This is a genomic window from Luteimonas saliphila (assembly GCF_016774335.1).
Classification (GTDB): Bacteria; Pseudomonadota; Gammaproteobacteria; order Xanthomonadales; family Xanthomonadaceae; genus Luteimonas; species Luteimonas saliphila.
Window position 1 is genome coordinate 1 of record NZ_JAETWA010000014.1, and the last position, 23,079, is coordinate 23,079.

The following is a 23,079-nucleotide window of genomic DNA, read 5'->3' on the forward strand; positions in this document are numbered from 1 at the left end:
ATGGCAAAGGGTAAGTTCGAGCGCACCAAGCCCCACGTGAACGTGGGCACGATCGGCCACGTGGACCACGGCAAGACGACGCTGACGGCGGCGCTGACGAAGATCGGTGCCGAGCGTTTCGGTGGCGAGTTCAAGGCCTACGACGCGATCGACGCGGCGCCGGAGGAGAAGGCGCGCGGGATCACGATCTCGACCGCGCACGTGGAATACGAGTCCCCGAACCGCCATTACGCGCACGTGGACTGCCCGGGCCACGCCGACTACGTGAAGAACATGATCACCGGTGCGGCGCAGATGGACGGTGCGATCCTGGTGTGTTCGGCCGCGGACGGCCCGATGCCGCAGACGCGCGAGCACATCCTGCTGGCGCGCCAGGTGGGCGTGCCGTACATCGTGGTCTTCCTGAACAAGGCGGACATGGTGGACGACGCTGAGCTGCTGGAGCTGGTGGAGATGGAAGTGCGTGAACTCCTGTCCAAGTACGAGTTCCCGGGCGACGACACCCCGATCATCCACGGTTCGGCGCTCAAGGCGCTGGAAGGCGACCAGAGCGAGATCGGCGTGCCTGCGATCATCAAGCTGGTGGAGGCGCTGGACAGCTGGATCCCGCAGCCCGAGCGCGACATCGACAAGCCGTTCCTGATGCCGGTCGAGGACGTGTTCTCGATCTCGGGCCGCGGCACGGTGGTGACCGGGCGGATCGAGCGCGGCGTGATCAAGGTGGGCGAGGAGATCGAGATCGTCGGTATCCGCGCGACGCAGAAGACGACGGTGACGGGCGTGGAGATGTTCCGCAAGCTGCTCGACCAGGGCCAGGCGGGCGACAACGCGGGCCTGCTGCTGCGCGGCACCAAGCGCGACGAGGTCGAGCGCGGCCAGGTGCTGTGCAAGCCCGGTTCGATCAAGCCGCACACCGAGTTCGAGGCGGAGGTGTACGTGCTGTCGAAGGACGAGGGTGGCCGTCATACCCCGTTCTTCAAGGGCTATCGTCCGCAGTTCTACTTCCGCACGACCGACATCACGGGCGCGGTGACGCTGCCGGAGGGCACCGAGATGGTGATGCCGGGCGACAACGTGAAGATGGTGGTGTCGCTGATCAACCCGGTGGCGATGGACGAGGGCCTGCGCTTCGCGATCCGCGAGGGCGGCCGTACGGTCGGCGCCGGCGTGGTGGCGAAGATCATCAAGTGACCTGACACCCCGTGCGCGCCAAGGCGCGCACGGCTGGTGGAAGGTCATCCCGAGCGCAAGCGAGGGATCTCCCCCGGCCCCGGTCCCCGACCGGAACCGGACAGGCAAGGGCGAGGCGGCGAAAGCCGCCGTCGCCTTCACCGGCACCCACGCGATTGCGGGTTGTCCGGGGCAAAAAAGCGGCTGCGCCCCTTGCATCGGGCCGGTGAAGGTTTCATAATATTCGACTCTTCACGGGTGGCAGGCTTCATGGCCGCCCGCGAAACCGCGAAATGAGGTGCAGGATGCGCCTCGTCTTCGCCAGACAGGGACCATGTCGCGCGGCATGCGCTTCGCCCGTTCCGGAGGTCTCCGGGGCACATAGGCGGGGCGTTTCGTTGCGCTCGCTGTTCCCTCTCTGGGCGGACCGGGCGACCGGTCTGCCCTGATTTTTGCAGTCGCCCGAAACTCCCGGGGTCGGTTCTTCCCGGGAGGTCGAAGGTTCAACGGGGTCCTGCGCACCCAGCCGCAGGGCCTGTCGCTCTTTCAACGTAAGGAATTCCGTCATGGCGGACCAGAAAATCCGGATCCGGCTCAAGGCGTTCGATCACCGCCTGATCGACCGTTCGGCCAGCGAGATCGTCGAAACGGCCAAGCGGACCGGCGCGCAGGTGCGCGGCCCGATCCCGCTGCCGACCAAGATCGAACGCTACACCGTGCTGGTGTCGCCGCACGTCGACAAGGACGCGCGCGACCAGTACGAGACCCGCACGCACAAGCGCGTGCTCGACATCGTCGACCCCAACGACAAGACCGTGGACGCGCTGATGAAGCTCGAACTCGCGGCTGGCGTCGACGTCCAGATCAAGCTGACCTGAGGACGCCACCATGACCGCGAAGATCCATTCGTTGGGCATCGTCGGCCGCAAGGCCGGCATGAGCCGGGTGTTCACCGAAGACGGCAAGTCCGTGCCGGTGACGCTGATCGAAGCCACCCCGAACCGCATCACCCAGGTGAAGACGGTCGCGACCGACGGCTACAGCGCCGTGCAGGTCACCGCCGGCGTCAAGCGCGCCTCGCTGCTGACCAAGCCCGAGGCCGGTCACCTGGCCAAGGCCAAGGTCGAAGCCGGCCGCGGCCTGTGGGAACTGCGCGTGGCCGACGACAAGATCGCCGATTTCGAAGTGGGCGGCGAGATCAAGGCCGACATCTTCGAGGTCGGCCAGATCGTCGACGTCCAGGGCGTCACCAAGGGCAAGGGCTTCCAGGGCACGATCAAGCGCTGGAACTTCAAGATGGGCGACGCGACCCACGGCAACTCGCTGTCGCACCGCTCGCCTGGCTCGATCGGCCAGCGCCAGACGCCGGGTCGCGTGTTCCCGGGCAAGAAGATGTCCGGCCACATGGGCGCGGACACGCAGAGCACGCAGCGCCTGCAGGTGGTGAAGGTCGACGCCGAGCGCGGCCTGATCGCCGTCAAGGGTGCTGTGCCGGGCGCACCCGGTGGCGACGTCATCGTGCGTCCCTCGAGCAAGGCATAAGGAGAGATGACGATGGAACTCGCCATCAACGGTAGCAACGACAAGCTGTCCGTCTCCGACGCGATCTTCGGCCGCGAATTCAGCGGCGACCTGGTCCACCAGGTCGTCGTCGCCTATCGCAATGCCGGTCGCGCCGGGACCAAGGCGCAGAAGACCCGCGCCGAGGTCAACGGCACCACCAAGAAGTCGAAGAAGCAGAAGGGCGGCGGCGCCCGCCACGGCGCGCTGACCGCGCCGATCTTCGTCGGCGGCGGCGTGACCTTCGCGGCCAAGCCGCGCAGTTTCGCGCAGAAGGTCAACCGCAAGATGTATCGCGCCGCGATGGCGGCGATCCTGTCCGAGCTCAATCGCCAGGGTCGGATCACGGTGGTCGAGTCGTTCGACGTCGACGCCCCGAAGACCAGCGGCCTGATCTCGAAGCTGAAGGATTTCGAACTCGGCCGGCGTCCGCTGATCGTGACCGAGGACGCCTCGGAGAACCTGTACCTGTCCGCGCGCAACCTGCCGTACGTCGAAGTGCGCGACGTGCAGGGCCTGGACCCGGTGTCGCTGGTCGGTGCCGACAGCGTGCTGGTCACCACCGGTGCGGTGAAGAAGATCGAGGAGTGGCTGGCATGAACGACGCCAAGCTCTATGAAGTGATCCGTGCGCCGCGCGTGTCCGAGAAGACCGCGCGCCTGCAGGAAGTATCCAACCAGTACGCGTTCGAAGTGGCGAAGGATGCGACCAAGGCCGACATCAAGGCCGCGGTCGAGAAGCTGTTCGACGTCAAGGTTTCGGCCGTCAACGTGGTCAACGTGAAGGGCAAGAGCAAGTCCTTCCGTTTCCGCCAGGGCAGCCGCGGCAACTGGCGCAAGGCGTACGTGACGCTGGCCGAGGGCCAGTCGATCGACGTCATCAACGCGACGGCCTGAGGAAGCTCCCATGCCTTTGATGAAATTCAAGCCCACGTCCCCCGGTCGCCGCTCCGCGGTCCGGGTGGTGACGCCCGACCTGCACAAGGGAGCGCCGCATGCCGCGCTCGTCGAGCCGCAGGGCAAGTCCGGTGGCCGCAACCACCATGGCCGCATCACCACGCGCCACATCGGTGGCGGCCACAAGCAGCACTACCGCATCATCGACTTCAAGCGCGACAAGGAAGGCATCCCGGCGCGCGTGGAGCGGATCGAGTACGACCCCAACCGCACCGCGCACATCGCGCTGCTGTGCTACGTCGACGGCGAGCGCCGCTACATCATCGCGCCCAAGGGCCTGAAGGCCGGCGACCAGGTGATCGCGGGCAACGATGCCCCGATCCGCGCCGGCAATACCCTGCCGCTGCGCAACATCCCGGTCGGTTCCACCGTGCACTGCATCGAGATGAAGCCGGGCAAGGGCGCGCAGATCGCGCGCGCCGCCGGTGCCGGCGTGCAGCTGGTCGCGCGCGAGGGCGTCTACGCGCTGCTGCGCCTGCGCTCGGGCGAGATGCGCAAGGTGCCTGCCGAGTGCCGCGCCACGATCGGCGAGGTCGGCAACGTCGAGCACAACCTCGAGAAGCTGGGCAAGGCCGGCGCCAAGCGCTGGCGCGGCATCAAGCCGACCGTCCGCGGCGCGGCCATGAACCCGGTCGACCACCCGCACGGTGGCGGCGAGGCGAAGGCCGGCCAGGGCAACCCGCACCCGGTCACCCCGTGGGGCGTGCCGACCAAGGGCTACAAGACCCGCAAGAACAAGCGGACGCAGCAGTTCATCGTGCGCGACCGCAGGAGCTGATAGACCATGGCACGTTCACTGAAGAAGGGCCCGTTCGTCGACCACCACCTGATCAAGAAGGTGGAAGTGGCGGGCAACACCAAGAAGCCGATCAAGACCTGGTCGCGCCGCTCGATGATCCTGCCGGAAATGGTGGGCTTCACGATCGCCGTCCACAACGGCCGCAACCACATCCCGGTACTGGTCAACGAGAACATGGTTGGCCACAAGCTCGGCGAATTCGCGTTGACGCGGACCTTCAAGGGTCACGGCGGCGACAAGAAGTCGGGCAGGTAAGGAGCGCACGATGGACAAGGCAAAACGAGCCAAGCACGAAGAGGCCAAGCGCGTGCGCACCGAGGCCAACAAGCGGACCGCCGTGCTGCGCACGGCCCGCATCTCGCCGCAGAAGGCGCGCCTGGTCGCCGACCAGGTCCGCGGTCTGCCGGCGGAGCGGGCGGTCAGCCTGCTGAAGTTCTCGGACAAGAAGGCGGCCGCGATGATCAAGAAACTGGTCGAGTCGGCGATCGCCAACGCCGAGAACAACGCCGGCGCCGATATCGACGAGCTGAAGATCGCGACGATCACGGTCGACGAAGGTCCGACGCTGAAGCGCTTCATGGCGCGTGCGAAGGGCCGCGGCACGCGCATCCTCAAGCGCACCAGCCACATCACCGTCGTCGTGGGAGAGGGCAAGTAAATGGGTCATAAAGTTCATCCCACCGGCATCCGTCTCGGCATCGCCAAGGACTGGAACTCGAAGTGGTATGCCGGCAAGAAGGAGTACGCCGACTACCTCGTCGCCGACCTCAAGGTCCGCGAGATGCTGCGCAAGCGGCTCGCCGCCGCCGGGATCAGCAAGATCCTGATCGAGCGCCCGGCCAAGACCGCGCGCGTGACCATCCACACCGCACGCCCGGGCGTGGTGATCGGCAAGCGAGGCGAGGACATCGAGAAGCTGCGCAAGGACGTCAGCACCATGATGGGCGTGCCGGCGCACATCAACGTCACCGAGGTCCGCAAGCCCGAGCTCGACGCGCAGTTGGTGGCCGAGTCCATCGCGCAGCAGCTCGAGCGCCGCATCATGTTCCGTCGCGCGATGAAGCGCGCCGTCGGCAACGCGATGCGCCTGGGCGCGCTGGGCATCAAGGTCAACGTCGCCGGCCGCCTGAACGGCGCCGAGATCGCGCGCTCGGAGTGGTACCGCGAAGGTCGCGTGCCGCTGCACACATTGCGCGCCGACGTCGATTACGGCTTCGCCGAGGCCAAGACGACCTACGGCATCATCGGCATCAAGACCTGGATCTACAAGGGCGAGATCTTCGATTTCAGCCAGGTGGGCCAGGAGAAGCAGGACGATTCGCCGCGCGGCAACGATCGCGGCGACCGTGGCGATCGCGAGCGTCCGCGCGGACCGCGCCGCGACCGTGGCGACCGCGAGGCGAGGGACTAAACCATGCTGCAACCCAAGCGAACCAAATACCGCAAGATGCACAAGGGCCGCAACGACGGCCTGGCCTGGAGCGGAAACGCCGTCAGCTTCGGCGAGTACGGACTGAAGGCCACCGCGACCGGCCAGCTGACCGCGCGTCAGATCGAGGCAGGCCGTCGTTCCATCAGCCGCCACGTCAAGCGCGGCGGCAAGATGTGGATCCGCGTGTTCCCCGACAAGCCGATCACCAAGAAGCCGATCGAAGTCCGCATGGGCTCGGGCAAGGGTGGCGTGGAGTACTGGGTCGCGCAGATCCAGCCCGGCCGCATGATCTACGAGATCGAGGGCGTCGACGAAGCCGTGGCGCGCGAGGCGTTCCGCCTGGCCGCCGCCAAGCTCTCGGTCACCACCACTTTCGTGACCCGGACGGTGCGCTGATGGCGACGATCAAGGAACTGCGCGGCAAGTCCGCCAACGAGCTGCAGAGCCACCTGTTGGAGCTGCAGAAGGAACGGTTCGCGCTGCGCATGCAGAAGGCGACCGGCCAGCTGACCAAGACCCACGAGGCACGTCGGGTGCGCCGCGAGATCGCGCGCGTGAACACGCTCCTCGGGTCGAAGAAGTAAGGCACACGACCATGAACAACAGCGAAAAGAAGCAGAACACGGTCCAGGGCCGGGTGGTCAGCGACAAGATGGACAAGACCGTGACCGTTCTGGTCGAGCGCAATGTGAAGCATGCGCTGTACGGCAAGTACATCCGCCGCTCCACCAAGCTGCACGCGCACGACGCCGACAACGCCGCGAAGGAAGGGGACATCGTCCGCCTGGTGGAAGTGGCCCCGATTTCGAAGACCAAGAACTGGCGCGTGGTCGAGATCGTCGCCCGCGCGGCCGAGTAACGAGGAGGCACTGAAATGATCCAGATGCAGAGCCACCTCGACGTGGCGGACAACTCCGGTGCCAAGGAAGTGATGTGCATCAAGGTGCTCGGCGGCTCCAAGCGCCGGTACGCCGCGATCGGCGACATCATCAAGGTATCGATCAAGGACGCGATCCCGCGCGGCAAGGTCAAGAAGGGCGAGGTCTACGACGCCGTCGTGGTGCGCACCCGCAAGGGCGTGCGTCGCGCGGATGGTTCCCTGATCCGCTTCGACGGCAACGCCGCGGTGTTGCTCAACAACAAGCACGAGCCGATCGGCACGCGAATCTTCGGGCCCGTGACCCGCGAGCTGCGGTCCGAGAAGTTCATGAAGATCGTCTCGCTCGCACCCGAAGTGCTGTGAGCGGAAGGACATAGACATGGCCAATCGAATCAAGAAGGGCGACCAGGTGGTCGTGATCGCCGGACGCGACAAGGGCAAGACCGGCGACGTGGTACGCGTGCTCGGCGACAAGGTCGTCGTCTCGAACATCAACATCGTCAAGCGCCACACCAAGCCCAACCCGCAAGCCGGCCAGCCCGGCGGCGTGATCGAGCGCGAGGCGCCGATCGATGCTTCGAACGTGATGCTGTTCAACCCTGCCTCCGGCAAGGGCGAGCGCGTCGGTACCAAGGTGCTCGAGGATGGACGGCGGCTGCGCGTGTTCCGCTCGAGTGGTGAGGCGGTCTGACCGCCTGATCCTGAGGAATCAAGAAAATGACGACCCGTCTGGAACAGTTCTACAAGGAAGAAGTGGTGCCGAAGCTGATGAAGCAGTTCGGCTACACCAATCCGATGCAGGTGCCGCGCCTGAGCAAGATCACGCTCAACATGGGCGTGGGCGAGGCCGCCGCCAACAAGAAGGTGCTCGAGAACGCGACTGCCGACATGGCCAAGATCAGCGGCCAGAAGCCGCTGGTGACCAAGTCGCGCGTCTCGGTGGCCTCTTTCAAGATCCGCGATGGCTGGCCGATCGGCTGCAAGGTCACGCTGCGCCGCAACCGCATGTATGAGTTCCTGGACCGTTTGGTCAACGTCTCGCTGCCGCGCGTGCGCGACTTCCGTGGCGTGTCGGGCCGGTCGTTCGACGGCCGCGGCAACTACAACATGGGCGTGAAGGAGCAGATCATCTTCCCGGAGATCGATTTCGACCAGGTCGATGCGATCCGCGGCATGGACATCGCCATCACCACCACCGCCAAGACGAATGCGGAAGCCAAGGCGTTGCTCGAAGCCTTCCGCTTCCCGTTCCGCAACTGAGGAAAAGACATGGCGAAGACCTCCATGGTCAACCGCGAGACCAAGCGCACCAAGCTGGTCAAGAAGCACGCCGTCAAGCGCGCCGAGCTGAAGAAGGTGATCAGCAGCCAGACCGCGAGCTACGAGGAAAAGATCGAGGCCGCGACCAGGCTGCAGAAGCTGCCCCGCGACTCGTCGCCGGCCCGGCAGACCACGCGCTGCGCGCTGACCGGTCGTCCCCGTGGCGTGTATGCCAAGTTCGGCCTGGGCCGCAACAAGCTGCGCGAGGCCACCATGCGTGGCGACGTGCCGGGCCTGCGCAAGGCAAGCTGGTAGGAAGCGGGAACCGCCTCCGGTCGCGTTCGCGCGTGCGGGGCAGCGCCCGGTGCCGGTTCGCGCCAGGGGATGTGATGGCAGCCGACGCCGTCCATGCGGCGCCTGGCTGGTATACAATGTGCGGCTCGCCGGCTTTTCGCGGCGGCTCGCAGCAAGCCCGGCCCGGCCGGGGACAACCTGAACAGATTTTCGCGAAAGCGGATATCGGTGCACTCATAAGGAATTTCCATGAGCATGACTGATCCCATCGCCGACATGCTGGTCCGCATCCGGAATGCGGCCGCGGTCGGCAAGCCGACGGTGAAGATGCCGTCCTCCAAGACCAAGGTCGCGATCGCCAACGTCCTCAAGGACGAGGGCTACATCGCCGCCCTGCGCGTGACCGAGAACGGCGCCAAGGCCGAGCTCGAGATCGAGCTCAAGTACTTCGAAGGCCGTCCGGTGATCGAGCAGCTCAAGCGCGTCTCGCGCTCGGGCCTGCGCCAGTACCGCGGCAAGGACGCATTGCCCAGGGTCCTCAATGGCCTCGGCGTCGCCATCATCTCCACCTCGAAGGGCATCATGACCGATGCGCAGGCGCGCCAGCAGGGCGTCGGCGGTGAAGTCCTGTGCTTCGTGGCCTAAGGGAGTAACGCACATGTCCCGCATCGCCAAGAAGCCGGTCGCCCTCCCGAAGGGCGTCGAGCTGAACGCCCAGGCCGAGTCGATCAGCGTCAAGGGCCCGAAGGGCACGCTCTCGATCGCCAAGCCGGCCGACATCCAGGTCAGCATCGAGGACGGCAACGCGTTGCTGTCGGCGAACGATCCGGCCCGGATCGCCCTGACCGGCACCCTGCGCGCGATCGTCGCCAACATGGTTCACGGCGTCGCCCACGGGTTCGAGCGCAAGCTCGAGCTGGTCGGCGTCGGCTACCGCGCCGCCGTCCAGGGCAAGGACCTCACCCTTTCGCTCGGCTACTCGCATCCGGTCGTGTTCAAGGCGCCCGAAGGCATCACCATCACCGCGCCGACGCAGACCGAAGTGATCGTCGCCGGCGCCGACAAGCAGCTGGTGGGCGAAGTCGCCGCCAAGATCCGTGGATTCCGTCCGCCGGAGCCCTACAAGGGCAAGGGCGTGAAGTACTCCGACGAAACCATCATCCGCAAGGAAGCCAAGAAGGCCTAAGGGCCGATCCGCTTCCCGCCAGAGAACAGACCATGGACAAGAAAATCGCCCGCCTGCGCCGCGCCAAGTCGACCCGCGCGCACATCCGCGAACTCGGCGTGCCGCGCCTGTCGGTGCTGCGCACCGGCCAGCACGTCTACGCCCAGGTGTTCAGCGCCGACGGATCGAAGGTCCTGGCTGCGGCCAGCACCACCCAGTCCGACGTGCGCGAAGGCCTGACGAGCGCCAAGAACGCCGAGGCTGCCGCCAGGGTCGGTCGCGCCATCGCCGAGAAGGCGCGGGCCGCCGGCGTGGAGAAGGTGGCCTTCGACCGTTCCGGCTACCGCTACCACGGTCGCATCAAGGCGCTGGCCGATGCCGCCCGCGAGGGTGGCCTGCAGTTCTGATGGATCGGCGGGGGCTTGCCCCTGTCGCTTGAAAATCCGGTCATGGACGCCATCCATGGCGGAACACTGTCCCTTCCGGACAGTCCGGCCCGGCCATCCATGGCCGGGCGTTCGCCAGGGCAGCGCGGCGGTGCCGCGCTGAGCGTGCCTCGACTCACCCTGCCGGTGCGGGCTGCACCGGACGCCCCGCGGCTTCTGCCCGCGGACGCGGGCCACCGCTCCAGACCACAACCATAAGCGGCCAAGCCGCAATTTCCTTCCAAATACGAGACATGGCAATGGCAGAACAACGTGAATCCCGTGGACGCGACCGCAATCGCGATCGCGAAGAGATGGACGACGGCATGATCGAGAAGCTGATCGCGGTCAACCGCGTCAGCAAGACGGTCAAGGGCGGTCGCCAGTTCACCTTCACCGCGCTGACGGTGGTGGGCGACGGCAACGGCAAGGTCGGCTTCGGCTACGGCAAGGCGCGCGAAGTGCCGGTCGCGATCCAGAAGTCGATGGAGTACGCGCGCAAGAACATGAGCAACGTCGACTTGAACGGCGCCACCCTGTGGCACACGGTCAAGGCCGGCCACGGCGCGGCGCGCGTGTTCATGCAGCCCGCGTCCGAGGGTACCGGCGTGATCGCCGGCGGCGCGATGCGCGCCGTGCTCGAGGCGGTGGGCGTGAAGGACGTGCTGGCCAAGGCCGTCGGCTCGCGCAACCCGATCAACCTGGTGCGCGCCACGGTCAAGGGGCTGGAGTCGATGCATTCGCCCGGCAAGATCGCGGCCAAGCGCGGCAAGAAGGTGGAGGACATCGTCCATGGCTAAGACCGGAAACAGCGACGGCACCGTCAAGGTCCGTCTGGTCAAGGGCCTGCGCGGCTCGCAGGCGAAGCACCGCCTGTCGGTGCGCGCGCTCGGCCTCAACAAGCTCAACGACGTCCGCGAACTGAAGGACAGCCCCCAGGTCCGTGGCCTGATCAACAAGGTCCACTACCTGGTCCGGGTCGAGGAGTAATCAAGATGAAGCTCAACACGCTCAAGCCCGCCGACGGCGCCCGCAAGGAGCGCACCCGGGTCGGTCGCGGCATCGGTTCCGGCCTCGGCAAGACCGCCGGCCGCGGCCACAAGGGTTCGTTCGCGCGCGCCGGCAAGGGCAAGATCAAGGCCGGCTTCGAAGGCGGCCAGATGCCGATGCACATGCGTCTGCCGAAGGTCGGCTTCCGCTCGAAGCTCAAGACCGATACCGCGGAAGTGTTCCTGTATCAGCTCGACAAGCTCGAAGGCGACGTCGACCTCGCCGCGTTGCGCGCCGCCAAGCTGGTGCCGCGCATCGCCAAGAAGGCCAAGATCGTCAAGAAGGGCGAGATCTCGAAGAAGCTCGTGCTCAAGGGCCTGCTCGCCACGGCCGGCGCCCGCGCGGCGATCGAGGCCGCGGGCGGCAAGGTCGAGGGCGATCCGGCATAAGCCGGCGCGGCATTGCCGCGCCATGCCGGTGAGCGCCCGGCCATGGATGGACGGGCAGGGCGGTCCGAAGCCCGAAGGGTTGCGCCACGGACGGCGGACACTATGGTTGGCGAAGCTGGGAAACAAGTAAGCGTGCGAATCGATCGATACATTGGAGCGCCTGATGTCACGCAGCAGTAGTGCGATGGGCGGACTTGCGGGCGCAGGCAAGTTCACCGAACTGCGACAGCGCCTGCTGTTCGTGCTCGGTGCGCTGATCGTCTACCGCATCGGCTGCTTCATTCCGGTGCCGGGCGTGAATCCGGACGCGATGCTGCAGTTGATGGAGCAGCAGCAAGGCACCATCGTGGACATGTTCAACATGTTCTCCGGTGGCGCACTGGAGCGCTTCAGCCTGTTCGCGCTGAACGTGATCCCGTACATCTCCGCCTCGATCGTCATGCAGCTGATGGTGCAGATCGTGCCGAGCCTGAAAGCCATCCAGAAGGAAGGCGAGTCGGGGCGGCGCAGGATCACCCAGTGGTCGCGCATCGGCGCCATTCCGCTCGCGATCTTCCAGTCTGCCGGCATCGCGGTCGCGCTGCAGAGCCAGGGCGCCGGGACCGGCATCCCCGTGGTCTATGCACCGGGCCCGGGTTTCGTGGTGACCGCGATCATCGCCCTGACCGCCGGTACCATGTTCCTGGTCTGGCTGGGCGAGCAGGTGACCGAGCGCGGCATCGGCAACGGCGTGTCGCTGATCATCTTCGCCGGCATCGTGTCCGGCCTGCCGAGTGCGGTGATCGGCACGGTCGAAGCCGCACGCAGTGGCGACATGAGCCCGATCGCGGTGATCGTGATCGCGGTGCTGGTGCTCGCCTTCACCTACTTCGTGGTGTTCGTCGAGCGCGGACAGCGCCGGATCACGGTGAACTACGCGCGCCGGCAGGGCGGCCGCAACGCGTACATGAACCAGACCTCGTTCCTGCCGCTCAAGCTCAACATGGCGGGCGTGATCCCGGCGATCTTCGCATCGTCGATCATCATGTTCCCCGCCACCGCGACCACCTGGTTCGGCCAGGCCGGTTCGGCGCAGTGGCTGCAGCGGGTGGCGCAGGCGCTCTCGCCCGGCGAGCCGCTCTACATCCTGCTGTACGCGGGCCTGATCGCCGGCTTCGCGTTCTTCTACACCGCGCTGGTGTTCAACTCGCAGGAAACCGCCGACAACCTCAAGAAGTCCGGCGCGCTGGTGCCGGGCATCCGTCCGGGCAAGGCCACCGCCGAGTACATCGACGGGGTGCTGACGCGGCTGACCGCGGCCGGCGCCGCCTACCTGGTCCTGGTCTGCCTGCTGCCGGAGTTCATGCGCGCGGAGATGGGGGTGTCGTTCTACTTCGGCGGCACCTCGCTGCTGATCGTGGTTGTGGTGGTGATGGACTTCATCGCCCAGATCCAGGCCCACCTGATGTCGCACCAGTACGAAAGCCTCCTGAAAAAGGCGAACCTGAAGGGCGGAGCGAGGACGCGCTAGCGCGGCATGCCGCGCTGTCCTCGCGGAGCGCCCGACCATGGATGGTCGGGCCGGACCATCCGAAGCCGCCATGGCCCCGCCATGGATGGCAGCGGCGTCAAAGACCGAAGCGGTGCCCATGGCGCGCCTTCGGTGGACATGGAAGCCACAGAGAATTCACGCCGGCGCGGAGCCCAGCCTCCCCCGGCACGATGGGCGACCCGTGCGGCAGTCCCGCGCATGGGTGGATCCGGGCCGATTCGCGCACCAGAGTAGTGCGCGTGGCCGGGCGGGGGTAACCCCGTTCAGCCAGCCGGGATCCGTCGCCGGAGCATGGGCACACTCCCCATGCCGGGCCGGGGGCGCTTGCGCCTCCGGCTTCCAACGAAGCCGGGACCCTGTTAGAATTTCGTGTTCACTTCGCCGGGATCAACCGTCCCGGACGACCAACCAGTTGGAGATCCGCGCATGGCGCGTATTGCAGGTGTCAACCTGCCTGCCCAGAAGCACGTCTGGGTCGGGCTGCAAAGCATCTACGGCATCGGCCGTACCCGTTCGAAGCAGGTCTGCGAAGCCGCGGGCGTGTCCTCGAACATCAAGATCCGCGACCTGTCCGAGCCAGACGTCGAGCGCCTGCGCGCCGAAGTCGGCAAGTTCGTGGTCGAGGGCGACCTGCGTCGTGAGGTCGGCATCGCCATCAAGCGCCTCATGGACCTGGCCTGCTACCGCGGCCTGCGCCACCGCCGCGGCCTGCCCCTGCGTGGCCAGCGCACCCGGACCAACGCCCGTACCCGCAAGGGTCCGCGCAAGGCCATCAAGAAGTAATCGAGGACATCCGAAATGGCCAAGCCGGCAGCTGCCAACAAGCAGAAGAAGAAGATCAAGCGCGTCGTCACCGACGGCATCGCGCACGTGCACGCGTCGTTCAACAACACCATCATCACCATCACCGACCGCCAGGGCAACGCGCTCTCGTGGGCGACCTCGGGCGGCGCGGGCTTCCGCGGCTCGCGCAAGTCGACCCCGTTCGCCGCGCAGGTCGCCGCCGAGAAGGCGGGCAAGGATGCGCTGGACTACGGCGTGAAGTCGCTGGAAGTCCGCATCAAGGGCCCGGGTCCGGGCCGTGAGTCGGCCGTGCGTTCGTTGAACAACGTGGGCTACAAGATCACCAACATCATCGACGTGACGCCAATCCCGCACAACGGGTGCCGTCCGCCGAAGAAGCGCCGCGTCTAAGGGGGCGAAAAGAACATGGCTCGTTATATCGGTCCCACCTGCAAGCTCGCGCGCCGCGAAGGCGCCGACCTCTCGCTGAAGTCCCCGACCCGTGCGCTCGACTCCAAGTGCAAGCTGGAGCAGAAGCCCGGCCAGCACGGCGCCGGCACCGGCGCGCGTCGCAGCAAGCTTTCCGACTACGCCCTGCAGCTTCGCGAGAAGCAGAAGGTCAAGCGCATCTACGGCCTGCTGGAGCGCCAGTTCCGCAACTACTACAAGAAGGCGTCCACCAAGAAGGGCAACACGGGCGAGAACCTGCTGCAGCTCCTCGAGACGCGCCTGGACAACGTCGTCTACCGCATGGGCTTCGCGATCACCCGCCCGGCCGCCCGCCAGCTGGTTTCGCACCGCGGCGTCACGGTCAACGGCAAGCCGGTGAACCTGCCTTCCTACCAGGTCAAGGCCGGCGACGCCATCGCCCTGTCCGAGAAGGCGCAGAAGCAGATGCGCGTGCAGGAAGCGCTGAACGTCTCGTCCAGCATGGACCTGGCGCCGTCGTGGATCGAGGTCGACCAGAAGAAGTTCAGCGGCGTGTTCAAGGCGGTCCCGGATCGCGGCGACCTGCCGGCGGACATCAACGAAGCGCTGATCGTCGAGCTGTACTCGAAGTAAGGACTGGCGGCGGGTCGTCCCGCGGCACCAGAGCAACAACTCCCCCGGTCCGTGCCCGCGCACGGGCCACCCCTTGCCAGCAGGCAGGGGGCTCGAAACACCTAGAGCCATCGTGTCGACGGATGCGATGGCGCTGCAGGAGACGCTATCAACATGACAGTTACCGCCAACCAGGTCCTGCGCCCCCGTGGTCCCCAGATCGAACGCCTCGCCGGCAACCGCGCGAAGGTGGTGATCGAACCCCTCGAGCGCGGTTATGGCCACACCCTCGGCAATGCGCTTCGTCGCGTGCTGCTCTCGTCGATCCCCGGTTTCGCGATCACCGAGGTCGAGATCGACGGCGTGCTGCACGAGTACAGCACGATCGAGGGGCTGCAGGAGGACGTGCTCGAAGTCCTGCTCAACCTCAAGGACGTGGCGATCCGCATGGGCACCGGCGAGAGCTCCACGCTCACGCTGAGCAGGTCCGGCCCGGGCGTCGTCACCGCCGCCGACATCAAGACCGACCACAACGTCGAGATCCTCAATCCCGACCACGTGATCGCGCACCTCACCAAGGACACCCAGCTCAACATCCGGCTGAAGATCGAGCGCGGCTTCGGCTACCAGCCGGCCGCCGCCCGTCGCCGTCCGGACGAAGAGACCCGTGCGATCGGCCGTCTGATGCTGGACGCGTCGTTCTCGCCCGTGCGCCGGGTTGCCTATGAAGTCGAAGCGGCCCGCGTCGAACAGCGCACCGACCTCGACAAGCTGGTGCTCGACATCGAGACCAACGGCACGATCGACGCCGAGGAAGCCGTGCGCACCGCCGCCGACATCCTCACCGACCAGTTGAGCGTGTTCGGCGACTTCACCCACCGCGACCGCGGCGGCCAGAAGGCGGCGACCCCGGGCGTGGATCCGATCCTGCTGCGCCCGATCGACGACCTCGAGCTGACCGTGCGTTCGGCCAACTGCCTCAAGGCCGAGAGCATCTACTACATCGGCGACCTGATCCAGAAGACCGAGGTCGAGCTGCTCAAGACCCCGAACCTGGGCAAGAAGTCGCTCACCGAGATCAAGGAAGTCCTCGCCCAGCGCGGCCTGTCGCTCGGCATGAAGCTCGAGAACTGGCCGCCCGCCGGCGTCTCGCAGCACGGGATGCTGGGGTGAGTGGGCGCCGCACAGCCGTTGCCATCAGGCAACGGCTGGCGACCACGAACGCCCGGCGCGCTGCGCCGGGCCGGGAGTGCAAGCGCGGCGCAGCCGCGGCTTCAAGTTGTTGACGTACACCATATGAGTTTCGCCGACGAACCCGAGTTCGCGGCACCCCCGGCAACGGATGCCGGACCGGACCAGCGCAGTCCAATTTCCAACGCCAGGATGGCGACAGCGATACCCAAGGCCTCACACTTCAACCGATAAGGATCCACGACCATGCGCCACCAGAAAGCCGGTCGCAAGTTCAACCGCACCAGCGCGCACCGCGATGCGATGTTCAGCAACATGGCCGCGTCGCTGTTCAAGCACGAACTGATCAAGACCACCCTGCCCAAGGCCAAGGAGCTGCGCCGCGTCGCAGAGCCGCTGATCACCGTCGGCAAGGTCGACAGCGTCGCCAATCGCCGCCTCGCCTTCTCGCGCCTGCGCGACAAGGAAGCGGTGGGCAACCTGTTCACCACGCTCGGTCCGCGCTATGCCGGCCGCCCGGGTGGCTACCTGCGCATCCTCAAGTGCGGCTTCCGCGCCGGCGACAATGCGCCGATGGCGTACGTCGAACTGGTCGACCGCCCGCAGGCCGACGCCGAGTAAGCCGCGCCCTCGGGGTAGCGGTGTAGCAAGCGAAGCCCCGGCCTGACCGGGGCTTTTGCGTTTGGCCGACCTCACCGGTCGGCATGGGGCGGCGACGACCGCCGTCCTGTGGCGGCCCGGCGGTCGAGCGCATGGCGGGCGACGGGGGATAATGTCCACCCGTCCGTCCAACGAGCCCGCATGAATCCCTTCCGCTGGTCGTTCCGCTTCCAGATGCTGTCCGCCGCGACGATCTGCCTCGCACTGATCGGCTTCGCGATCTACAGCCAGTTCGCCTGGGGCCTGAAGCCGTGCCCGCTGTGCATCTTCCAGCGCATCGCATTCGCGGCGCTCGGCCTGGTCCTGCTGCTGGCGGGACTGCATGCGCCGCGAGGGCCGGCCGGGCGTCGCACCTGGGGGGTGCTCGCGCTGGCCGCAGCGATGGCGGGGATCGGTGTCGCCGCGCGGCATGTCTGGCTGCAGATGTTCCCCCCCGAAATTCCTGCGTGCGGCGCACCGTTCGCGTTCATGCGCGAGACCATGGATACCCCCGGACTGATCCGGCAGGTGCTGATCGGCACCGGCGACTGCGGCGCGGTGGACTGGACCTTCCTCGGCCTGTCGATGCCCTGGTGGAGCCTGGTCTGGTTCGTGGTGCTGGCCGCATGGGCGCTGTTCGCCGCGTTCCGGCGGCGCTGAACAAGTTCGCGCGTAGGTTGCAGCTGAAATTGACGCGTCGCAGCAACGGGCGCAACATCCTGCGATCCATCCGAGCACCTCCATGACCAGGCACGACCGACCCCTGCAGGCAGTGAACCTCCCTTCCGAATGGCATCCCGGCAGCTGGCGTTCGCGCCCTGCGCTGCAACTGCCGACCTATCCGGACGCGGACGCGCTCGCCGAGGTGCAGGCCGAACTGCGCTCGCTGCCGCCGCTTGTGACTTCGTGGGAGATCCTCGCGCTCAAGCAGCAACTGGCCGAGGCCCAGGAGGGCAGGCGCTTCCTGCTGCAGGGCGGCGATTGCGCCGAGAACTTCGGCGAATGCAGCTCGGACATCATTTCCAACCGGCTCAAGGTGCTGCTGCAGATGAGCCTGGTGCTGGTGCACGGGATGAAGCTGCCGGTGGTGCGGGTGGGTCGTTTCGCAGGCCAGTACGCCAAGCCGCGCTCGGCAGACACCGAGGTGCGCGACGGCGTTGAACTGCCGAGCTACCGCGGCGATATCGTCAACGGACCCGCGTTCACCGCGCAGGCGCGCGTGCCCGACCCGCGGCGCATGATCAAGGCGCACGCCCGCTCGGCGATGACGATGAACTTCGTCCGCTCGCTGATCGACGGCGGCTTCGCCGACCTGCACCACCCCGAGTATTGGGGCCTGGGCTGGGTGAAGCAGTCGCCGCTGGCGGGCGAATACCAGAAGATGGTGGCCGGCATCGGCGACGCCGTGCGTTTCATGGAAACGCTGGCCGGCGCGCAGGTGCACAACCTCAACCGGGTCGACTTCTACACCTCGCACGAGGCGCTGCTGCTGCCCTACGAGGAAGCGCAGACGCGCCAGGTGCCGCGGCAATGGGGCTGGTTCAACCTCAGCACCCATTTCCCCTGGGTAGGCATGCGCACCGCCGCCCTCGACGGCGCGCACACCGAGTATTTCCGCGGCATCCGCAACCCGATCGCGGTCAAGGTCGGCCCATCGGTGACGCCGGACCAGTTGCTCAGGCTGATCGATGTGCTGAACCCGGACGACGAGCCGGGCCGGCTCGGCCTGATCCACCGCATGGGCGCTGCCCATGTGGCGGCGAAACTGCCCGCGCTGCTCGAGGCGGTGAAGCGCGATGGCCGCCGGGTACTGTGGATCTGCGACGCGATGCACGGCAACACCGAGTCCACCAGCAACGGCTACAAGACGCGCCGCTTCGACAACATCCGCAGCGAGATCGAGCAGTCCTTCGACATCCACGCCGCAGCGGGAACGCGCCTGGGCGGCGTGCACCTGGAACTGACCGGCGAGGACGTCACCGAATGCACCGGCGGCGCCCGCGACCTGACCGAGGTCGACCTGGAGCGTGCCTACCGCTCCGCCGTCGACCCGCGTCTGAACTACGAGCAGGCGCTGGAAACAGCAATGCTGATCGTGCGCAAGCACGCGCAGCTCAATCCTCCGGTCAGCGCCTGAGCGTCGGTTGCCGACGGTCCCCGGGGTGGGGTGGTGTCCTTCCGGCGTCCCAGAGCAGGGCGCCGCGGAGGGGCGAATCCGGGGTCGCAGCGTGTTGAAATAGGCGCATGCCGGCCCCGATCCGGCGAACCGGACATGCGCATGGATCGCCTCAAGACCTGGATCTACCGCAACCGCCGCCACGCCAAGCGATTGCTCGTTGCCGCGGGCAGGGTGTTTCCGGTGCCGCTGACGCGCCGGTTGCGTGCCCTTGCCGAGCAAGTCGCCTACCGCGTGGTGCCGGAGTACCAGGGCGACACGCTGCCGCCGATCTTCGGCTACTGGGCCGGGCGCCACGTGCAGCCCTGCGCCGAGCGCATCGGCATGCCGTCGCCGGACGCGCTGTACTACGCCGAAGCGAAGGCGGTGGCGCTTCGCAAGGGCCAGGTGTCGATCGCCAGCATCGGTTCGGGCGCCTGCTCGCTCGAACTCTCGCTGCTCGAGCGTCTGCGCGGCGAAGGGGTCGACGCGCGTATGCTGTGTGTCGATTTCAATGTCGCACTCATGGAAATGGCGCTGCAGGCGGCGCGCGCGAGGGGTCTGGACGAGTGGTTCACGGTGGCGACGCTCGACTGCAATCGCCCCTTCGCGCTCGAGCGCCGCGACGTCATCGTCGTCAACCAGTTCTTCCACCATGTCGAGGAGCTGGAGACGTTCGCGGCCAGCCTGCGCGACAGCCTCGAGTCCGAAGGCGTCCTGCTGACCTCGGACGTTATCGGCCGCAACGGGCACGTGTTGTGGCCGGCGGTCGACGTGGTGGTGCAGGAATTCTGGCAACGGCTTCCGCAGGACAAACGCTTCGATCGCTATCACTCCGCCCGCCGCGACCGATACGTGTCGGTCGACCACGCCGCGTACTCGAACGAGGGCGTGCGCGCCCAAGACGTGGTCGCCAGTCTCATGGCGCAGTTCGAGTTCGAGCGCTTCCTGACCTTCGGTGGCGCGATCATGCCGTTCGTCGAACGCAGGATCGGGTTCAACTTCGATCCCGGCTCGCCCGAGGACCGCGCCTTCATCGACGAGCTTGCGGCGCTCGACCTGGCCCGGATCGAAGCCGGCGACTACCCGGCGTCCAACATGATCGCGGTGCTCAGGCACAAGGGCAAAGCCGGCGCCCGCAGCTTCGTTCCGGTCAGTCCGGAGCAGCACGTGGCGTCGACGCGGCGCCAGCTCGCGCTTTGCCGGGCTGCACGTTGACGCTTCAGTCCCCGCGGTCGCTCACAGCAGCGAGGCTTGTCGCGGTTCCACCGCAAGCGCGATACCAGTCAGTCGCCACTGTGCCAGCGCTTCGTAGCGGCCGCCGGGATTGAACAGCAGTTCGAAGCGGTCGACGCGCAGCGGTTCGCCCGTACAGTCGATGCCGGCCAGCCAGGGCTGCTCGTCCAGGCCGCGGTCGAGGTAGGCGAGCGTGACGTGCGGCTGGGTCGTGACCTGCGCCGGACGGATGCCGCAACGACGGATGGCGTCGCGCGTCGCATCGCACAGCGCCTGCAGTTCGGTGCAGGCGTGGGGCAGGGCGACGACCGCGCCCGACTGGCGCCAGTAGGCGATGCGCTCGACGGTGAATGCATGCGGGGGGATACGCATCGCCGCGTCGGCGAAGGCGTCGAGCAGGGCGGGCGTGACGAGATGGCGCAGGTCGTAGCCGATGAAGCACAGCGTCGCGTGCCACTGGTCGGGGCGGCGCAGCTGCAGCTTCGGCGCGCCATCCGGACGCGCCGCGACAAGGCCTGCGATGAGCGCTGCAAGCCGTTCCCGCCCATGGGCCTCCGGCCGCCAGCCCGGGAACAGCGCCTGGCTCACGCCGCGCGGCTGGCCCGCTTGCGGTCGCTCTCGGTGAGCATCTTCTTGCGCAGGCGGATTTCCTTCGGCGTCACTTCCACCAGCTCGTCGTCCTCGATGAAGTCGAGCGCCTGCTCCAGCGAATACTTCAGCGCAGGCGTGAGCTTGATGGCATCGTCCTTGCCCGAGGCGCGGACGTTGGTCAGCGGCTTGGGCTTGATGACGTTGACGGTGAGATCGTTGTCCTTCGAGTGAATGCCGACCAGCTGGCCCTCGTAGACATTGTCGCCTTCCGCCGCGAACAGGCGGCCGCGGTCCTCCAGCGGTCCCAGCGAATACGCCGGCGTCACGCCGGGGGCGTTGGCGATCATCACGCCGTTCTGGCGCTTGGCGATCGCGCCGGTTTCCTTCGGGCCGTAATGGTCGAAGACATGGAACAGCAGGCCCGAACCCTGGGTGAGCGTGCGGAATTCGTTCTGGAAGCCGATCAGGCCACGCGCAGGAATCATGTAGTCCAGGCGCACGCGACCCTTGCCGTCGGGCTCCATGTTCTTGAGCTGGGCGCGTCGCGTGCCGAGCTTCTCCATCACACCGCCCTGGTGCTGCTCCTCGATGTCGACCACCAGCTGTTCGACCGGTTCCATCAGCTGGCCGTCGATTTCCTTGATGATGACTTCCGGGCGCGATACCGCCAGCTCGAAACCTTCGCGCCGCATGTTCTCGATCAGCACCGACAGGTGCAGTTCGCCACGGCCGGAGACCAGGAACTTGTCGGCGTCCCCGGTCTCCTCGACCTTGAGCGCGACGTTGTGCAGCGTCTCGCGCTCGAGCCGCTCGCGCAGCTGGCGGCTGGTGATGAACTTGCCGCCGGAGAATTCCTTGTGCCCGGCGAACGGCGAGTTGTTGACCTGGAAGGTCATGCTGATCGTCGGTTCGTCGACGGTCAGCGCCGGCAGCGCCTCGGGCGTGTCCAGCGCGCAGATGGTGTCGGAGATGCTGAGGTCCTGGACGCCGGCGATGGCGACGATGTCGCCGGCTTCGGCCTGCTCGGCGTCGATCCGCTCCAGGCCCAGGAAGCCCAGCACCTGCGCGATCTTGCCCTGGCGCTTCCGGCCCTCGCGGTCGACCACGCTGACCGGCATGTTCTTCCTGACCTTGCCGCGCTGGATGCGGCCGATGCCGATCAGGCCGACGAAGTTGCTGTAGTCGAGCTGGCTGATGCGCATCTGGAACGGGCCATCGGGATCCACCGACGGCGCCGGGACGTGCTGCATGATCGCCTCGTACAGGGGCGTCATGTCGCCCTCGCGCACGCTGTCGTCGAGGCTGGCGTAGCCGTGCAGCGCCGAGGCGTACACGATCGGGAAGTCGAGCTGTTCGTTGGTCGCGCCGAGCTTGTCGAACAGGTCGAACACCTGGTCGATCACCCAGTCCGGGCGCGCGCCGGGGCGGTCGATCTTGTTGACCACCACGATCGGGCGGAAGCCCATCGCGAACGCCTTCTGGGTCACGAAGCGCGTCTGCGGCATCGGCCCGTCCATCGCGTCGACCAGGATCAGCACCGAATCGACCATCGACAGCACGCGTTCGACCTCGCCGCCGAAGTCGGCGTGCCCGGGGGTGTCGACGATGTTGATGCGGTTGCCCTGCCAGGTGATGGCGGTGTTCTTGGCCAGGATGGTGATGCCGCGTTCCTTCTCCTGGTCGTTGCTGTCCATCACGCGCTCGGCGAGCACGGTGCGCTCGCTGAGCGTGCCGGACTGCTTGAGCAGGCAATCGACGAGGGTGGTCTTGCCGTGGTCGACGTGGGCGACGATGGCGATGTTGCGCAGGCGTTCGATGGACATGTCAGCGGGGATCGTGAAGGACGCACCCGCTGCCGGAGGGCAGGGCACGAAGTGGGAAAGGGAAGCCCGGTATTATAGCCGGCCTACCGGCCAGTCCGGCCATCTGGAGCTGAATCCCATGAGCCTTTTCGCCACTTTCGACACCGACCGCGGCGCCATCAAGGTCGAACTGCACGCCGACAAGGCCCCGCTGACGGTCGCCAACTTCGTCAATCTGGCCCGCCGCGGCTTCTACGACGGCCTGGCCTTCCACCGCGTGATCCCGGATTTCATGATCCAGGGCGGCTGCCCCGAGGGCTCCGGCCGCGGCGGCCCGGGCTACCGGTTCGAGGACGAGACCGGTAACGGCGTGAAGCACGACCGCGGGGTGCTGTCGATGGCCAATGCGGGCCCGAACACGAACGGCAGCCAGTTCTTCATCACCCACATCAAGACCGACTGGCTGGACGGCAAGCACACCGTGTTCGGCAAGGTGGTGGAAGGACTCGATGTGGTCGACGCGGTGAAGCAGGGCGACGCGATCCGCTCGGTGAAGATCGAGGGCGACGCCGCGTCCGTGCTGGCGGCGCAGGCCGACCGCGTGGCGGAGTGGAACAGGATCCTGGCCGCCTGAAACCCGTACGCCGGGACGGTTCACCGCCCGGCGCGCCCGATCGGCGGCGGGCGATCGCCAGCCGCCGCCGGACCCCCGGCGGCAGCTGCAACTGCC

The 23,079-nt window shown here is 66.9% G+C and carries 34 protein-coding genes; 32 read left to right on the plus strand and 2 right to left on the minus strand.

What is annotated here, in order from left to right; all coding sequences use genetic code 11:
- The 31 genes from tuf (at position 1) to JMO03_RS03155 (ending at position 19,938) form a co-directional block, all read left to right on the plus strand.
- Positions 1–1,191 (plus strand): elongation factor Tu, encoded by a 1,191-nt coding sequence (gene tuf, locus JMO03_RS03005; protein WP_202840109.1) that lies wholly within the window; start codon positions 1–3, stop codon positions 1,189–1,191.
- A gap of 545 nt (positions 1,192–1,736) precedes the next feature.
- Positions 1,737–2,048 (plus strand): 30S ribosomal protein S10, encoded by a 312-nt coding sequence (gene rpsJ / locus JMO03_RS03010; protein ID WP_005408208.1) that lies wholly within the window; start codon positions 1,737–1,739, stop codon positions 2,046–2,048.
- Between the two features lie 10 nt (positions 2,049–2,058).
- The gene (gene rplC, locus JMO03_RS03015; RefSeq protein WP_149104201.1) at positions 2,059–2,712 is read left to right on the plus strand and encodes a 50S ribosomal protein L3; all 654 of its coding nucleotides are present in this window, start codon (positions 2,059–2,061) and stop codon (positions 2,710–2,712) included.
- Positions 2,713–2,724: 12 nt separating this feature from the next.
- The gene (rplD, locus tag JMO03_RS03020) at positions 2,725–3,330 is read left to right on the plus strand and encodes a 50S ribosomal protein L4 (protein WP_202840111.1); all 606 of its coding nucleotides are present in this window, start codon (positions 2,725–2,727) and stop codon (positions 3,328–3,330) included.
- Positions 3,327–3,626 carry a 50S ribosomal protein L23 gene (rplW, locus tag JMO03_RS03025; RefSeq protein ID WP_149104203.1) on the plus strand — a complete coding sequence of 100 codons (300 nt, stop codon included), beginning with the start codon at positions 3,327–3,329 and terminating at the stop codon, positions 3,624–3,626. The genes rplD and rplW overlap by 4 nt, the downstream gene beginning before the upstream one ends.
- Before the next feature lie 10 nt (positions 3,627–3,636).
- On the plus strand, positions 3,637–4,464 hold the full coding sequence (gene rplB / locus JMO03_RS03030; RefSeq protein ID WP_202840113.1) for a 50S ribosomal protein L2: 828 nt from the start codon (positions 3,637–3,639) through the stop codon (positions 4,462–4,464).
- 6 nt (positions 4,465–4,470) lie between these two features.
- A complete protein-coding gene (gene rpsS, locus JMO03_RS03035; protein ID WP_149104205.1) occupies positions 4,471–4,740 on the plus strand; it encodes a 30S ribosomal protein S19 in 270 nt (89 codons plus the stop codon).
- 10 nt (positions 4,741–4,750) lie between these two features.
- Positions 4,751–5,143 (plus strand): 50S ribosomal protein L22, encoded by a 393-nt coding sequence (rplV, locus tag JMO03_RS03040; protein WP_238345857.1) that lies wholly within the window; start codon positions 4,751–4,753, stop codon positions 5,141–5,143.
- Positions 5,144–5,896: a 30S ribosomal protein S3 gene (gene rpsC / locus JMO03_RS03045; RefSeq protein ID WP_149104206.1), complete on the plus strand. Its 753-nt coding sequence runs from the start codon at positions 5,144–5,146 to the stop codon at positions 5,894–5,896.
- Positions 5,897–5,899: 3 nt separating this feature from the next.
- Positions 5,900–6,313 (plus strand): 50S ribosomal protein L16, encoded by a 414-nt coding sequence (rplP, locus tag JMO03_RS03050; protein WP_149104207.1) that lies wholly within the window; start codon positions 5,900–5,902, stop codon positions 6,311–6,313.
- Positions 6,313–6,501: a 50S ribosomal protein L29 gene (gene rpmC / locus JMO03_RS03055; protein WP_149104208.1), complete on the plus strand. Its 189-nt coding sequence runs from the start codon at positions 6,313–6,315 to the stop codon at positions 6,499–6,501. The genes rplP and rpmC overlap by 1 nt, the downstream gene beginning before the upstream one ends.
- 11 nt (positions 6,502–6,512) lie before the next feature.
- Positions 6,513–6,776, plus strand: coding sequence for a 30S ribosomal protein S17 (rpsQ, locus tag JMO03_RS03060; protein WP_149104209.1), 264 nt, complete (start codon positions 6,513–6,515; stop codon positions 6,774–6,776).
- Between the two features lie 15 nt (positions 6,777–6,791).
- On the plus strand, positions 6,792–7,160 hold the full coding sequence (rplN, locus tag JMO03_RS03065; RefSeq protein ID WP_202840115.1) for a 50S ribosomal protein L14: 369 nt from the start codon (positions 6,792–6,794) through the stop codon (positions 7,158–7,160).
- A gap of 16 nt (positions 7,161–7,176) precedes the next feature.
- Positions 7,177–7,488 carry a 50S ribosomal protein L24 gene (gene rplX, locus JMO03_RS03070; protein ID WP_149104210.1) on the plus strand — a complete coding sequence of 104 codons (312 nt, stop codon included), beginning with the start codon at positions 7,177–7,179 and terminating at the stop codon, positions 7,486–7,488.
- Between the two features lie 26 nt (positions 7,489–7,514).
- On the plus strand, positions 7,515–8,057 hold the full coding sequence (rplE, locus tag JMO03_RS03075) for a 50S ribosomal protein L5 (protein ID WP_202840117.1): 543 nt from the start codon (positions 7,515–7,517) through the stop codon (positions 8,055–8,057).
- Between the two features lie 9 nt (positions 8,058–8,066).
- Positions 8,067–8,372, plus strand: a complete 306-nt coding sequence (gene rpsN / locus JMO03_RS03080) for a 30S ribosomal protein S14 (RefSeq protein ID WP_149104212.1) — start codon at positions 8,067–8,069, stop codon at positions 8,370–8,372.
- A 228-nt stretch (positions 8,373–8,600) separates the two neighbouring features.
- Positions 8,601–8,996, plus strand: coding sequence for a 30S ribosomal protein S8 (gene rpsH, locus JMO03_RS03085; RefSeq protein ID WP_202840119.1), 396 nt, complete (start codon positions 8,601–8,603; stop codon positions 8,994–8,996).
- Between the two features lie 13 nt (positions 8,997–9,009).
- Positions 9,010–9,537, plus strand: a complete 528-nt coding sequence (gene rplF, locus JMO03_RS03090) for a 50S ribosomal protein L6 (RefSeq protein ID WP_202840120.1) — start codon at positions 9,010–9,012, stop codon at positions 9,535–9,537.
- A gap of 32 nt (positions 9,538–9,569) precedes the next feature.
- Complete coding sequence (rplR, locus tag JMO03_RS03095; RefSeq protein WP_149104215.1) at positions 9,570–9,923, plus strand: 50S ribosomal protein L18; 354 nt, start codon at positions 9,570–9,572, stop codon at positions 9,921–9,923.
- A gap of 278 nt (positions 9,924–10,201) precedes the next feature.
- Positions 10,202–10,741, plus strand: coding sequence for a 30S ribosomal protein S5 (gene rpsE / locus JMO03_RS03100; RefSeq protein ID WP_202840122.1), 540 nt, complete (start codon positions 10,202–10,204; stop codon positions 10,739–10,741).
- Positions 10,734–10,931, plus strand: coding sequence for a 50S ribosomal protein L30 (gene rpmD, locus JMO03_RS03105; RefSeq protein ID WP_202840124.1), 198 nt, complete (start codon positions 10,734–10,736; stop codon positions 10,929–10,931). Before rpsE ends, rpmD begins: the two co-directional genes overlap by 8 nt.
- A 5-nt stretch (positions 10,932–10,936) precedes the next feature.
- Positions 10,937–11,380: a 50S ribosomal protein L15 gene (gene rplO / locus JMO03_RS03110; RefSeq protein ID WP_238345858.1), complete on the plus strand. Its 444-nt coding sequence runs from the start codon at positions 10,937–10,939 to the stop codon at positions 11,378–11,380.
- Positions 11,381–11,564: 184 nt separating this feature from the next.
- Positions 11,565–12,890 carry a preprotein translocase subunit SecY gene (gene secY / locus JMO03_RS03115; protein WP_202840583.1) on the plus strand — a complete coding sequence of 442 codons (1,326 nt, stop codon included), beginning with the start codon at positions 11,565–11,567 and terminating at the stop codon, positions 12,888–12,890.
- 447 nt (positions 12,891–13,337) lie between these two features.
- Entirely contained in the window at positions 13,338–13,694 is a 357-nt protein-coding gene (gene rpsM, locus JMO03_RS03120; RefSeq protein ID WP_202840126.1) for a 30S ribosomal protein S13, read from the plus strand.
- Between the two features lie 15 nt (positions 13,695–13,709).
- On the plus strand, positions 13,710–14,105 hold the full coding sequence (rpsK, locus tag JMO03_RS03125) for a 30S ribosomal protein S11 (RefSeq protein ID WP_149104221.1): 396 nt from the start codon (positions 13,710–13,712) through the stop codon (positions 14,103–14,105).
- Between the two features lie 15 nt (positions 14,106–14,120).
- A complete protein-coding gene (rpsD, locus tag JMO03_RS03130) occupies positions 14,121–14,756 on the plus strand; it encodes a 30S ribosomal protein S4 (protein ID WP_202840135.1) in 636 nt (211 codons plus the stop codon).
- A 153-nt stretch (positions 14,757–14,909) separates the two neighbouring features.
- Positions 14,910–15,908, plus strand: coding sequence for a DNA-directed RNA polymerase subunit alpha (locus tag JMO03_RS03135; protein WP_149104223.1), 999 nt, complete (start codon positions 14,910–14,912; stop codon positions 15,906–15,908).
- A gap of 264 nt (positions 15,909–16,172) precedes the next feature.
- Entirely contained in the window at positions 16,173–16,547 is a 375-nt protein-coding gene (gene rplQ, locus JMO03_RS03140; RefSeq protein WP_202840137.1) for a 50S ribosomal protein L17, read from the plus strand.
- Positions 16,548–16,727: 180 nt separating this feature from the next.
- Positions 16,728–17,225: a disulfide bond formation protein B gene (locus JMO03_RS03145; RefSeq protein ID WP_202840139.1), complete on the plus strand. Its 498-nt coding sequence runs from the start codon at positions 16,728–16,730 to the stop codon at positions 17,223–17,225.
- A gap of 82 nt (positions 17,226–17,307) precedes the next feature.
- On the plus strand, positions 17,308–18,702 hold the full coding sequence (locus JMO03_RS03150) for a class II 3-deoxy-7-phosphoheptulonate synthase (protein ID WP_202840141.1): 1,395 nt from the start codon (positions 17,308–17,310) through the stop codon (positions 18,700–18,702).
- 141 nt (positions 18,703–18,843) lie between these two features.
- Positions 18,844–19,938, plus strand: a complete 1,095-nt coding sequence (locus tag JMO03_RS03155) for a methyltransferase (RefSeq protein ID WP_202840143.1) — start codon at positions 18,844–18,846, stop codon at positions 19,936–19,938.
- A 21-nt stretch (positions 19,939–19,959) separates the two neighbouring features.
- Here JMO03_RS03155 and JMO03_RS03160 read toward each other — a convergent pair whose 3' ends face one another.
- On the minus strand, positions 19,960–20,544 hold the full coding sequence (locus JMO03_RS03160) for a 2'-5' RNA ligase family protein (protein WP_202840145.1): 585 nt from the start codon (positions 20,542–20,544) through the stop codon (positions 19,960–19,962).
- A complete protein-coding gene (typA, locus tag JMO03_RS03165; RefSeq protein WP_202840147.1) occupies positions 20,541–22,370 on the minus strand; it encodes a translational GTPase TypA in 1,830 nt (609 codons plus the stop codon). Before typA ends, JMO03_RS03160 begins: the two co-directional genes overlap by 4 nt.
- A 118-nt stretch (positions 22,371–22,488) precedes the next feature.
- Here typA and JMO03_RS03170 point away from each other — a divergent pair, with 118 nt between their 5' ends.
- Complete coding sequence (locus tag JMO03_RS03170) at positions 22,489–22,983, plus strand: peptidylprolyl isomerase (RefSeq protein ID WP_202840149.1); 495 nt, start codon at positions 22,489–22,491, stop codon at positions 22,981–22,983.
- Positions 22,984–23,079 lie beyond the last annotated feature (96 nt).